The sequence below is a fragment of the Ferrovibrio sp. genome (genome assembly GCF_029255545.1).
In the GTDB taxonomy this organism is placed as follows: Bacteria; Pseudomonadota; Alphaproteobacteria; order Ferrovibrionales; family Ferrovibrionaceae; genus Ferrovibrio.
Genome location: NZ_JANLJJ010000091.1, coordinates 58,965 through 71,022, shown reverse-complemented (window position 1 = coordinate 71,022; position 12,058 = coordinate 58,965). Strand labels below are relative to the sequence as shown.

Below are 12,058 nucleotides of genomic sequence, written 5' to 3'. Positions count from 1 at the left end.
GGCCGTCGCCCCGGAGATAAATGCTACGCCTTCAACTTGGCGGCAATACTCGCCACATGCTTGCCCTGGAAACGGGCGGTTTTCAGTTCAACCTCGGTCGGCTGGCGGCTGCCATCCGGGCCGGCGATGGTCCCAGCGCCGAGCGGCGAACCACCCTTCACCACGCTAACATCCATCGTCTCGGGAATGGCATAGGGCAGGCCGACAATCACCAGACCATGATGCAGCAGGGTGGTGTGGAAGCTGCTGGCGGTGGTTTCATTGCCGCCGCCGGTGCCGGTGGACACGAACACGCTGCCGACCTTGCCGACCAGCGCGCCCTTTACCCACAGACCGCCGGTCTGGTCGAGGAAGGTGCGCATCTGGCCGCTCATGTTGCCGAAACGGGTGCCGGTGCCGAAGATGATGGCGTCGTAGTCGGCCAGTTCGGCCGGATCTGCCACCGGCGCCGCCTGATCCCATTTTCCGCCGGCTTTCCTGAAGGCCTCTTCCGGCATGGTCTCGGGAACACGTTTCACCGTCACTTGGGTGCCGGGGACCTCGCGGGCGCCAGCGGCAACGGCCTCGGCCATCTTTTCCACATGGCCGTACATTGAATGATAGAGAACGAGAACCTTGGTCATTGCTGTCTCCTTGACGTCTGGGGGTGGTTTGGTCTCGCTACGAAATTTAGGTATCCAAAATTTAGAAACAATCTTATATTTGGAACATTATTGTTTCCAAAAAGAAACGAATACAGGGACATGGATCATTTAGCCGATCTGGCCGTCTTTGCCCGTGTGGTGGAAACGGGCGGCTTCAGCGCTGCCGCGACAACCCTCCGGCTGTCCAAATCGGCCGTGTCGAAACAGATCGCCCGACTGGAACAACGACTGGGCGCCCAATTGCTCCAGCGGACCACCCGGCGCCTGTCGCTCACCGAAACCGGCCGCATCGTGCTGGAGCATGCCCAGCGCGTGCTGATCGAGGCCGAGGCGGCCGAGGCCGCCGTGCAGAACCTGCAGGCGATGCCGCGTGGCCTGCTGCGGGTGAACCTGCCGATGAGCTTCGGCCTGGCCTATGTCTCGCCGCTGCTGCCCGACCTGCTGGCGCTGTATCCCGAGTTGCGCATCGACCTTACTTTCAATGACCGGCTGATCGACCTGATGGAAGAGGAGGTCGATGTGGCGATCCGCATCGGACATCTGGCCGATTCCAGCCTGACCGCGCGGCGTCTGGCGCCGGTGCGGCCAATCACCTGCGCGTCCGAATCGTATCTGCGCAAAGCCGGTGTCCCATTGAAGCCGGAAGACCTGCGTCAGCATGAATGCCTGCTCTACAAATACCTGCCCGAGCCAGACATCTGGCGTTACGAGGGGCCGGGCGGTCCCTGGGCGGTGAAAGTCGGCGGCCGGCTGCAGGCCAATAACGGCGATGTGCTGCGTGCAGCGGCCGTGGCGGGGCATGGCATCGTGCGGTCGCCCAGCTTCATCGCCGGGCCTGACATCGCCGCCGGCCGGCTGGTCCCGCTGCTGGAGGCTTACGAGCCGGCGCCGCTGGGCATCTATGCCGTCTATCCGGCGCAGCGGTTCCTGACACCCAAGGTGCGCGCCTTCATCGATTTCCTAGCCGAACGCTTTGGTCCCCGGCCGCCCTGGGAGTGTGTCCTGGCGGACACAGCCAAGCCCGCCGATCGCGGAACCGCATGAACCCGGTTTACGACCCCCAACGGCTATGCTATCGAACGAACGCGACAAGAGGACGCAGTCTCATGACCCGCCAGTGGCGACATCGACGAGCTCGTACCGGCGCACCGGCCCAGCGACGACAGATGCAAATGCATCTGCAATCGCGAAAGCGGTGCGCGGCGGCTGTTTGCGCCTCCTGAAGCAGGGTCATCGTCTCCTACAATCCGACCGATATCAGCTTCCCCGATGAGCGCGAACCGCCGGCCGAACGGACGGAAGGCTCAGGCCACCCGTCCGCCTGTGGTCTCCGAACTTGTTGCCGGAAGCAAGCTGATGTTCCCCATTCTGCCAGAGCGGCCGACTGACGCCGCCCAGATCGATACCCTGCTCGACCTCACCTTCGGTTCCGAGCGGACCAAGAAAACCGTCTACCGGTTGCGCGAGAATGTCGCGCATCTCAAGCCGCTGGCCTTCGTCGTGCGCGACGAGGACGGCGTCGTGCTCGGCTCGATCCGCTACTGGCCGGTCGCCATAGGCGAACAGGCCGCGCCGGCGATCATGCTCGGGCCCGTGGCCGTGCATCCCGATTACCAGGGCCAGGGTATCGGCCGCGCGCTGATCCGGCATAGCCTCTATGCCGCGACCCGGCTGGGCCACCGGCTCTGCATTCTGGTCGGCGACAAGCCCTATTACGAACCCTTTGGTTTCGTGAATGCGGCCGATCGCGGCATGGAAATGCCGGGCTGGGTCGAGCGCGAGCGATTCCAGGTGATGGAACTGGCCGCCGGCGCGCTAAAGGGCGTGTCAGGCGTGGTCGGCAAGCCGCCGCGCGGCAAGCGCAAGGCGGCCTGACAATGGCCCGTGCCGTTGTCGCCTGCGATGACCGCACCGTCCTGCTGCTCGATAGCGTTACCGAGATCCGCCCCGAGGATGCGGGTCATGTCGTGGTCGCTGCCAGTCATGGCGGCAGCAGCGCCGTGCGCTATGCCCTGGGCGTTCCGCTGGCCGGCTGCTTCTTTAACGATGCCGGCATCGGCAAGGATCAGGCCGGCATCACCGGCCTGACGCTGCTGGCCTGCCCGACGCTGGCCTACAGCCACGCCAGCGCGCGAATCGGCGATGCGGCCGATGGTTGGCAGAACGGCGTCGTCACGGCGCTGAATCCGGCCGCTGTCTCCGCGGGATTGCAGGCAGGAATGACCGTTCAGGCCGCCGCGCGGGCGTTGTTGCGCCGCTAGCGGCTTTCGCGCCGCCACATCAGCATCAGCGCTGCCAGAATGGCGGCGAGCACAGCCAGCGGCAGTACCAGCGGCGTGATGCTCAGCCCGGTCACCACATAATCATTCTGGCGATACAGCCCGATCCAGTTGCGGCCGCCGGCCTCGCGTGCGGCGGTGCGGGTCGGTTTATCGATCATGCGGATATCGGACAGGCCGTCGCGCAGCCAGCGCACGGTGCCGTTGCTGGCGTCGACCAGGGGTTTGAGCACGGCCGGCGTGGCGCGCGGATCGGCGAATTCGCGTGGATTGATCGCTCCCACGGTGGCAACGGTTTCCTTGTCACCGTCACGCACGCGATAGATGCCGGGCTGGTCGATGCTCAGCATGTTGCTGGCGAGGCCGCCGCCGCGTTCTTCCAGCGTCAGGCTGGTTTCGCTGCCATCGGGGCGCGTCACCGTCACCGGTTCGCGGCTTTCCTTCAGGCTGCGGCGCTCCACCTCGATGCGGTTGCCGCGTGCCTCGGCACGCAGGGCCTCTTCCTCCAGGTCGGGTTCCTTCATCAGCCAGTGTGCCAGCCGGCGCAGCAGTTCGCCCTGTGGCCCGCCGCCTTCGAAGCCGCGCGACCACAGCCAGACATGGTCGGAATAGAACTGCGCCACGCGGCCCTTCTCGATGCGGTCCAGCACCAGCAGCGCCTCGCGGTTTGGCGTCTCCATCACGCTGTTGCCGCGCATGACGTCGACATTGACGGCACGGAACCAGCGGCTCCAGGTCGGATTGCCGTTTTCGCCCACCGAACCGGGCAGGCCGGCCGTAACTGGATGGCGGCGCCCCAGATCGCTCAGGCGTGCCTGGAACGGTTCGGTGCGCACGGTGCCGGTCGGGCGGCCGGGAAAGATGTCGGCCAGCGGCGTGCGGTACAGACTCAGCGGCGTGGCATAGGCCGGACCCGAGACCTCGAGGAAAGCGCCGCCGCGCGCCACATAATTGGCGATGTTTTCGAAATACGAGGTCGGCAGGATGCCACGCCGGCGATAGCGGTCGAATATGATCAGGTCGAACTCGCTCAGTTTGAGCTCGAACAGCTCACGGATCGGGAAGGCGATCAGCGACAGCTCGCGGATCGGCGTGCCGTCCTGCTTGTCGGGCGGCCTGAGAATCGTGAAATGCACCAGGTCGACATTGGGGTCGGCCTTCAGCAGGTTGCGCCAGACGCGTTCGCCGGCATGCGCCTCGCCGGTCACCAGCAAAACGCGCAGGCGGTCGCGTACGCCATTGACCGACAGGGCCACCCGGTTGTTCAGCGGCGTCAATTCGCCCGGGACTGGCAGAACCTCGAATTCCAGCAGGCTGCGGCCGGCACGCGGCAGTTTGAACGGCACCGTGATGTCGCGCCCGACCGGCACTGAAAGAGTCCGTTCACCGGCTTCCTGCTGGCGGAAACGCAGCTCGGCCATTTCGCCGGACGCCGCGCCGGTATCGTCCACGCGCAGGGTGACGTTCAGGTCCTGGTTCACCATGCCGAAGGTGGGGGCGTTCTTCACTACCAGCCGGCGGTCGCGTTCATCCGGTCGGCCAGTCAGCAGCACGTGCACCGGCGCGCCGGTCGCATCCTGCGCGGCGGCGATCTCGGGCAGGTCATGCACCTGGCCATCGGTGACCAGGATGCTGCCGGCCAGGCGGTGGCGCGGCAGATCGCTGAGCGCCAGAGTAAGGGCGGAGAACAGTCGCGTGCCTTCGTCGCGTTCGGCATTTTCAGCAGCCGGCTTGCCGCCGCGCACATAGCGCACTTCCAGATTCTCGATGGCGCCGAGCTTCTCGCGCAAAGCCACTTCGGCCTGTTCAGCCTGTTGGCGGCGGTCGCCGATGCCCTGGCTCAGGCTTTCGTCCACCACCACCACGGCGATGTCAGGCAGGGTGGCGCGCTCTTCGCGGCGCGCCACCGGATTGGCCAGCGCACCGACCACCAGCAGGGCCACCAGGCAACGCAGCAGGGTGCCGCGGGCGCCGCGCCACAGACCGAAGCCGGTCAGCAGGACCGCCAGCGCCGCACAGGCCAGCAGCAGCGGCCAGGGCACCAATGGGGCGAAATCGAAGGTGAAGGCACTGGTCATCAGTTGCCCAGCCGTTCGAGCAGGGCCGGGACATGAACCTGGTCGGCCTTATAGTTGCCGGTGAGCGTGTACATCATCAGGTTGATGCCAAAGCGGTAGGCGAATTCGCGCTGGCGCGGATTGTTTGGCACGGTGACGGCGAGCGGCCGGCCATTGGCATCCATCGCCCAGGCGGCGGCATAGTCGTGGCTGCCGATCACGATGGAGGTAACGCCATCCTTGTCCCCGCCGGGGTTGCGCTCCACCCATAAAGTGCCGCCGCTGTAACGGCCCGGGAAATCCTGCATCAGGTAAAACGCCTTGGTCAGCACATGATCATCCGGCACCGGCATCAGCGGCGGAATGTCGAGCTTGGCCAGCAGTTGGCGCAGCTTGTCAGTGTTCGGACTGGCCGCCGTGCCGCTCAGGCCCATCGCCTGATCGCGGGTATCGAACAGGATCATGCCGCCGGTCTTCATGAACTGATCGAGCCGACGCAGTGCGGCATCGGAAAGCTGTGGCTGGGCCGGACTGATCGGCCAGTAGAGGAAAGGCAGCAGCGAGATGTCGTCGGCTTCGAGATTGACGCCGAGCGGTTCGGCCGCCTCGATCGAGGTGCGGCGATACATCACCTCGGTCAGGCCATAGAGGCCGGCGCGGCTCATCTGGTCGATATCGGCCTGGCCGGTGACGACATAGGCCAGCCGCAGGTCAAGCGAGGCTTTCAGCGCGAATTCATCTCCGGCCGACAGCGTATTGCGGCGTGGCTGGGCTCCGACGCTGGCGGCGAACAGCAATGCCAGCAGCAGGGCGGCGGCGGTCGCCGGTCGGCGCAGGCGCGGCAGCAGGCCACGCAGGGCCAGGCCAATCAGCCAGTCGGCCAGGAACAACAGCAGAGCGGCCGTGAGCAGCCAGGGCAGCAGGCGGGTTTCGCGGCTGGTCTGGTCGAGATTCAACAGCACGACGTCGGCGGGCCAGCGGTCAACGGCACGCAAAACGGTATCGGCGGTCACGGCATTCAACGCCTGACGGCTATCGAGCCGGCCATACCAGCCCGGCGGATGACGCGGGCCGGGTTGCGTGGTAGCCAGCGCGCGGGCCGGCAGCGGCTGTACGGCCGGCCCGGGTTCGACCGCGCGGCCAAAGCCATCCAGCACGGTCAGTGGCGGCAGGGGCAAGTCGGCCGCTTCGCCGTTACCGCCGACGCCATGCGACAGATCGATCACCTTGCGCAGCATCTCGACATAGAAGCCGCTCAGCGCAAGATCCGACCACAGCGTATTGGCCGAAGTATGCACCAGGATCACCCAGCCCTTGCCGCGCTGGGTGGCGGTGACCAGTGGCGTGCCGTCTTCCAGGCGCAGCCAGGTCTTGTCGCCGAGTTGCGGTTCTGGTTCGGCCAGCACCTGGCGGCTGACACTCACCTCACTGGCGCCCCCCAGACCGTAGAACGGGCTGGTTTCTGGCGTAGGACCCAGGCGCTGCGGCTGCGACCACGACAACGCGCCACCGAGCTGGCGGGCGCCCTGGCGCAGCCTCACAGGCAGCAGATTGTCGGTCGTCTCCGCCATGCGCGGACCGGCGAAGCGCAGCAATACGCCGCCGCGTTCGACCCAGTCTTCCAACTGGTGGCCTTCGCCGCCGACCAACTGCGCCACATCGGCCATAATGATTACGGCGATTTCACGCTGCAGCAGTTCGGCCACCGGTGCGTTACGCAACTCGGCATAGGGATTCAGCGCACGCTCAAGATAGAACAGGTCACCCAGCAGGGGCTGCCGCGTTTCCACCGCGCCACCCGAAACCAGCCCGACCGGCCGGCGGCGCCAGCGGTCATCCAGAAGCTGAACGGTACCGGCGGCCGGCTGTTCCTCGATCTCGAGCCGTGACAGCTGGTTGCGCAATTCGCTCGGCAGGTCGAGTTTCAGCGTTGCCGTTTCGGCGCCAGCGGCAAAAGACATCGTCTCGCGTGCCAGGATACGGCCCTGGTCGGTCGCGGCGCGCAGGGTCAGGCTGCGGGTATCATTGGCGCCGGCAGGGCGACGCAGGGTGATGATGTCGCTCTGGGCGCTGACGGACGGCGGCAGCAGGGCCAGGGAGAGATCATCCCGCCCGGCCGTGATGACGCTGAGCGGCCCGAGCCGCAGCAGCCATTCCGCCAGGGTGTAGGCGGCCTCGCCGGATGCGTCGTCCTGCAGGCCATCGCTCAGCCAGATGGTTTCCGCACTTTCGGGCAGGCGGGCCTGGATCAGGGCCTGCACGACGGCGGCGCGGTCGCTGGACCAGGCTTTGGGCTGCAGGGCGGCTACGACGGGGCGCAGATCTCCGGCTGGCATCAATGGCCCGGGCTGGACTGCCTCGCCGCTGGCCGGCGCTGCAGTGGTGATCAGCAGGGCCGGGCGACCATCTCGCTGGGCGCTTTCCAGCACGGCGTCGGCACGGTTGAGCCGCTCGCGCCAGCGCGGTGTCGCTGTCCAGCCATCGTCGATCACCAGCACCAGAGCGGCGTTGTTGCTCTGGCTGGTCTGCGGGTTCAGCACCGGCTCGGCGAGGGCGATGATAACCAGCGCCGCAATCAGCAGCCGCAGCAGCAGCAGCCAGAGCGGGGTATGGGCTGGGGTTTCCTCCTTCGGCCTCAGCAGAAGCAGCAGACGCAGCGGCGGGAAGGTGACCTGCTTGGGCGTCGGCGGCGTTATGCGCAGCAGCCACCACAGAATCGGCAGGCTGAGCAGTGCAATCAGCGCCAGCGGTGTGGCAAAGGCGAGGCTGCCCAGCGTCAGCATGCTCAGCGGCCTCCCGCGGGTCCAAGGGCGCGTTCGCCCTGCAGGGCCTGATACAGCGCCAGCAGGGCAGTCTGTGGGGGCTTGTCGGTGCGATGCTTCAGATGCCGCCAGCCGAGTCGGCGGCATACCTCGGCCAATTCATGCTGGTGCGCGGCGAAACTGCTGCGCCATTCCTCGGCTAGCGACTCGGCGCGCGGGGCCAGCATCGGGCTCTCTCCCTCCAGCCCTAGGAAACGCGTGCGCCCGTTATAGGGGAAATCCTCTTCGGCCGGATCGACCAGGCGCAGCAAAGTGCCGCGCACGCCCATATCGGCGATGGCGCGCAGGCGGGCGGCGATCTCGGGCACCGGATAGAGGAAATCGCCGATCAGCACCACATGGGCATACCGCGGCAGGGGTTGCACCGGCGGCAGGCTGGTTTCGGCGGTTTCGAACCGTGAGCGAATCAGACGTTCGGCGATCCGCTCCAGCACCAGCCGTCCGGACGAGGGACGCTGTGGATGGCCGAGCAGAGCGATGCGCTCGCCGCCACGCAGCAGCAGGCTGGCCAGAGCCAGCAGCAGCAGGTCGCCGCGCTCGTCTTTCTGTTCTGTGCCGAGACTGGATTTCCAGCGCATCGAGGGCGAAGGATCGCGCCACAGCCAGACGCTTTCAGCGGCTTCCCACTCATTCTCGCGGATGAAGGCGTGGCTGCGCTTGGCGGTCTGGCGCCAGTCGATGCGGGTGATGGCGTCGCCGGGGCTGTAGCGACGGAACTGCCAGAAGGCATCGCCAGGGCCGACGCGGCGGCGGCCATGTACACCCTGTTCGATGGTGGCGGCGACCCGTTCGGCGGCGACCAGCAGCGGCGGCAGGAATGCGGCGAAGTGTTCGGCGCGCTGGCGCCGGGCATTCGCTTTTGCTGCCCCGGCCGCTGCCGTTTTGTTCATCGCAACGGTTCGGTCAGCTTGGCGATGACGTCGGTGACGGTGACGCCTTCGGCGCGGGCAGCGAAGGTCAATGCCATGCGGTGGCGCAGGATAGGGCCGGCCAGCGCCAGCACATCCTCTATGGAAGGCGCCAGGCGGCCCTGCAGCAGGGCGCGGGCGCGCACGGCCAGCATCAGGGCCTGGCTGGCGCGCGGACCGGGACCCCAGGCAACAAGGTCTTCCAGTCCGGCAATATCGCTGTCCTGCGGCCGTCCGGCGCGGACCAGATTGAGAATGGCTTCCACCACGCTCTCGCCGACTGGAATACGCCGCACCAGCCGCTGCGCCGCGATCAGGTCGGGCGCGTTCAGCACGGTGGGGATGGCTTCCTCGGCGGCGCCGGTAGTGGCGAACAGCATGCGCCGTTCGGCCTCGCGGTCGGGGTAGCGCACGTCGATCTGCAGCAGGAAGCGGTCAAGCTGGGCTTCGGGCAGCGGATAGGTGCCTTCCTGCTCCAGCGGGTTCTGCGTCGCCAGTACATGGAATGGCGATGGCAGTTCGTGGCGCTGGCCGGCCACCGAAACCTGGCGCTCTTGCATGGCCTGCAGCAGGGCGGACTGGGTGCGCGGGCTGGCGCGGTTGATTTCGTCGGCCATCAGCAACTGGCAGAAGACCGGGCCAGGCAGGAAGCGGAAGGCACGGCGGCCGGTTTCGCTTTCCTCCAACACTTCCGAGCCGATGATATCGGCCGGCATCAGGTCGGGGGTGAACTGGACCCGGCGGGCATCCAGCCCCAGAACCCGGGCCAGGGTTTCCACCAACTTGGTCTTGGCCAAACCCGGCACGCCAACCAGCAGGGCATGGCCACCCGCCAACAGGGTGATGAGCGTTTCCTCGACCACCTCGTCCTGGCCAAAGATCACCCGGCCGATCGCATCGCGAGCGGTGGCGAGGCGGCCACCGATCCGCTCGATCTCGGGGAGGATATGTTCGGCGGTATCGCTCAAATTGTGCATGGAAATGAGTATATAGTAGAAGCGAAACGAAAGCCCATATGTCTCAGATGACCATACCCACGACCAAAGCCCCCAGTCTCCAAGATGTGATCGCCCGGTTCGGCGGCGAGGCGAATCTGCGCAAGAAACCCCCGGTCCATTTGTGGAATCCGCCATTTTGCGGCGAAATTGACATGCGGATCGCACGCAACGGGGCCTGGTATTACATGGGCACACCCATTTCCCGGCCGGCCATGGTGAAGCTGTTTGCCAGTATTCTGCGCCGTGAACCCGATGATACCTACGTGCTGGTGACCCCGGCGGAGAAATGCCGCATCAGGGTCGACGATGCGCCGTTCATGGCAGTTGAACTGACGGTGGCGGGCGAGGGGGAAGGGCGGCTGATCGCCTTCCGCACCAATGTGGACGATATCGTGCCGCTGGATGCCGAACATCCCCTGCGCGTGGCGGTCAACCCTGCCACCGGCGAGCCGTCGCCCTACATCCTGGTCCGTGACCGGCTGGAGGCGCTGATTGGCCGGGCGGTGTATTATGAGTTAGCAGACATGGCCGAAGAAACGGAACTGGACGGACGGCGGGTTGTGGCCGCCCGCAGTGCGGGGCGGTGGTTTTCATTGGGGGATGCGGCATGAATGCCGAACCCAAGTTGATCACCCAGGCTACGCTGATGCTGGAGGAGTTGCGCCAGCGTCTGCAGCCGGTGCCGACCTTTGCCGACCTGCCGCGGGAATACCAGGCTGCCGCCAAGGGTGACTTTCAGCTTAATCCCGGTTTCACGCCGCTGCGCTCCGGACCGCTGATGCCGGCGGCCGTGCTGGTGCCGGTGGTGTCGTATGACGACAGCGAAAGGGTGATCCTGACCAAACGTACGGCGCATTTAAGCAACCATGCCGGACAAATCAGCTTTCCCGGCGGCCGGGTCGATCACGAAGATCCCGATGTGATTGCTACCGCCCTGCGTGAAACGGAAGAGGAGATCGGCCTCGACCGCAGCCATATCACCGTCCTCGGCGCGCTCGACCCCTATGTTACCGGCACCGGATTCGTGGTGGTGCCCGTGGTCGGCCAGGTGCAGCCCGGCTTCAGCCTGCAACTGGCCCAGCATGAGGTGGCCGAGGTGTTCGAGGTGCCGCTGAGCTTCCTGATGGACCGCCGCAACCACCAGCGCCACAAGGGCGTGTTCAATGGCGTGGAGCGGCAATGGTGGGCCATGCCGTACAACGACTATTACATCTGGGGTGCCACCGCCGGCATGCTGCGCAACCTGCATGAGATGCTGCATGGCGCCGTCGCGGGAGATCTGGCATGAGCCGCCTTATCGTCCACCTGCTGCCGCTGCTGCTGCCCTTCCTGCTGTATGGTCTCTATATCTGGCATGTGAAACGCAGCGGCAGGGATGGCCCGGAAGCCACGCCGTGGTTCTGGCTGGCCGCCATCGGCCTGCTTCTGGTGATTGTCAGCTTTGTCGTCTGGGGCGCGTTTTTTGAGGAAACCCTGGGCGATTATGTACCCGCACGGATTGAGGAAGGCCGTATCGTGCCGGGTCGCATCGACCAATGACCGATAGTCTGCCTGATCACATCCCTCCCACCGAATGGATGGTGGCGGAGCCTACCCGGCGGGTAATGGCCGCACTGGGCGCCGGTGGCGCGACAGTACGATTCGTCGGGGGCTGTGTACGGGATGCGATCCTTGGTCTTAGACCGGATGATATCGATCTGGCCACGCCGGAAACACCGGATGTGGTCATCAAACGATTGCAGAAGGCCAAGCTGAAAGCCGTACCGACCGGTATGGCCCATGGCACGGTGACCGCCGTGGCACCACCGGGGACTTTCCAGGTCACCACGTTGCGCCGCGACATTGCTACCGATGGCCGTCATGCCGAAGTGCTCTTCGGCACCGACTGGGCCGAGGATGCCCAAAGGCGCGATTTCACCATCAATGCACTGTACGCCGATGTCGACGGGCGGTTGCATGATTTCACCGGCGGGCGAGCCGATCTGGCCGCCGGAATCGTGCGGTTCATCGGTGACCCCGGACGCCGCGTGGCCGAGGATTACCTGCGGGTGCTGCGGTTTTTCCGCTTTCATGCCCGTTTCGCCAAAGGTGAGCCGGATTCGGCTTCTCTGGCTGCCTGCGCAGCGGCAAAAGATCGGCTCGGCCGCCTGTCGGGCGAACGAGTCCGCGACGAGTTGCTGAAGATCCTGGCGCTACCGAATGCCGCCGCTGCGCTTAGACTCATGGAGCAGAGCGGCGTACTGCAGGCCCTGCTGCCGGAAGCGCGGTTCGACGCGGCACGCTTCGACACCATGACTGACCTGCAGCAGGCAGTCGCGGCGGCCGGTGGCGTGGAGCCGGAAGTCTGGCC

General features: G+C 65.8%; 12 protein-coding genes. 7 read left to right on the top strand and 5 right to left on the bottom strand.

Features of this window, described 5'->3' with window-relative positions:
• Window positions 1–23 precede the first annotated feature (23 nt).
• Complete coding sequence (gene wrbA, locus Q1J79_RS17755; protein ID WP_300303002.1) at window positions 24–623, bottom strand: NAD(P)H:quinone oxidoreductase; 600 nt, start codon at window positions 621–623, stop codon at window positions 24–26.
• 120 nt (window positions 624–743) lie between these two features.
• Between wrbA and Q1J79_RS17750 the strand changes: the two genes are divergently transcribed.
• The 3 genes from Q1J79_RS17750 to Q1J79_RS17740 all read left to right on the top strand — a co-directional run bounded on the left by Q1J79_RS17750 (window position 744) and on the right by Q1J79_RS17740 (window position 2,905).
• On the top strand, window positions 744–1,688 hold the full coding sequence (locus tag Q1J79_RS17750) for a LysR family transcriptional regulator (protein WP_300303000.1): 945 nt from the start codon (window positions 744–746) through the stop codon (window positions 1,686–1,688).
• Between the two features lie 312 nt (window positions 1,689–2,000).
• Window positions 2,001–2,519 (top strand): GNAT family N-acetyltransferase, encoded by a 519-nt coding sequence (locus Q1J79_RS17745; protein ID WP_300302998.1) that lies wholly within the window; start codon window positions 2,001–2,003, stop codon window positions 2,517–2,519.
• Between the two features lie 2 nt (window positions 2,520–2,521).
• On the top strand, window positions 2,522–2,905 hold the full coding sequence (locus tag Q1J79_RS17740; protein ID WP_300302996.1) for a hypothetical protein: 384 nt from the start codon (window positions 2,522–2,524) through the stop codon (window positions 2,903–2,905).
• Here the strand turns inward: Q1J79_RS17740 and Q1J79_RS17735 are convergent.
• From Q1J79_RS17735 to Q1J79_RS17720, 4 genes are read right to left on the bottom strand one after another with little or no spacing between them, the layout of a single operon-like run.
• Window positions 2,902–5,001, bottom strand: coding sequence for a hypothetical protein (locus Q1J79_RS17735; protein ID WP_300302994.1), 2,100 nt, complete (start codon window positions 4,999–5,001; stop codon window positions 2,902–2,904). The genes Q1J79_RS17740 and Q1J79_RS17735 overlap by 4 nt on opposite strands.
• The gene (locus Q1J79_RS17730; RefSeq protein ID WP_300302992.1) at window positions 5,001–7,763 is read right to left on the bottom strand and encodes a DUF4159 domain-containing protein; all 2,763 of its coding nucleotides are present in this window, start codon (window positions 7,761–7,763) and stop codon (window positions 5,001–5,003) included. The genes Q1J79_RS17735 and Q1J79_RS17730 overlap by 1 nt, the downstream gene beginning before the upstream one ends.
• Before the next feature lie 2 nt (window positions 7,764–7,765).
• Window positions 7,766–8,692, bottom strand: coding sequence for a DUF58 domain-containing protein (locus Q1J79_RS17725; protein ID WP_300302990.1), 927 nt, complete (start codon window positions 8,690–8,692; stop codon window positions 7,766–7,768).
• On the bottom strand, window positions 8,689–9,687 hold the full coding sequence (locus tag Q1J79_RS17720; RefSeq protein ID WP_300302988.1) for a MoxR family ATPase: 999 nt from the start codon (window positions 9,685–9,687) through the stop codon (window positions 8,689–8,691). Before Q1J79_RS17720 ends, Q1J79_RS17725 begins: the two co-directional genes overlap by 4 nt.
• Window positions 9,688–9,725: 38 nt before the next feature.
• Here Q1J79_RS17720 and Q1J79_RS17715 point away from each other — a divergent pair, with 38 nt between their 5' ends.
• The 4 genes from Q1J79_RS17715 to Q1J79_RS17700 form a co-directional block, all read left to right on the top strand.
• Window positions 9,726–10,319 (top strand): DUF1285 domain-containing protein, encoded by a 594-nt coding sequence (locus Q1J79_RS17715; protein WP_300302986.1) that lies wholly within the window; start codon window positions 9,726–9,728, stop codon window positions 10,317–10,319.
• Complete coding sequence (locus Q1J79_RS17710; RefSeq protein ID WP_300302984.1) at window positions 10,316–10,996, top strand: CoA pyrophosphatase; 681 nt, start codon at window positions 10,316–10,318, stop codon at window positions 10,994–10,996. The genes Q1J79_RS17715 and Q1J79_RS17710 overlap by 4 nt, the downstream gene beginning before the upstream one ends.
• Complete coding sequence (locus Q1J79_RS17705) at window positions 10,993–11,247, top strand: DUF6111 family protein (RefSeq protein ID WP_300302982.1); 255 nt, start codon at window positions 10,993–10,995, stop codon at window positions 11,245–11,247. The genes Q1J79_RS17710 and Q1J79_RS17705 overlap by 4 nt, the downstream gene beginning before the upstream one ends.
• Before the next feature lie 38 nt (window positions 11,248–11,285).
• A partial coding sequence (locus tag Q1J79_RS17700) for a CCA tRNA nucleotidyltransferase (RefSeq protein ID WP_367183013.1) occupies window positions 11,286–12,058 on the top strand: 773 nt, incomplete at its 3' end.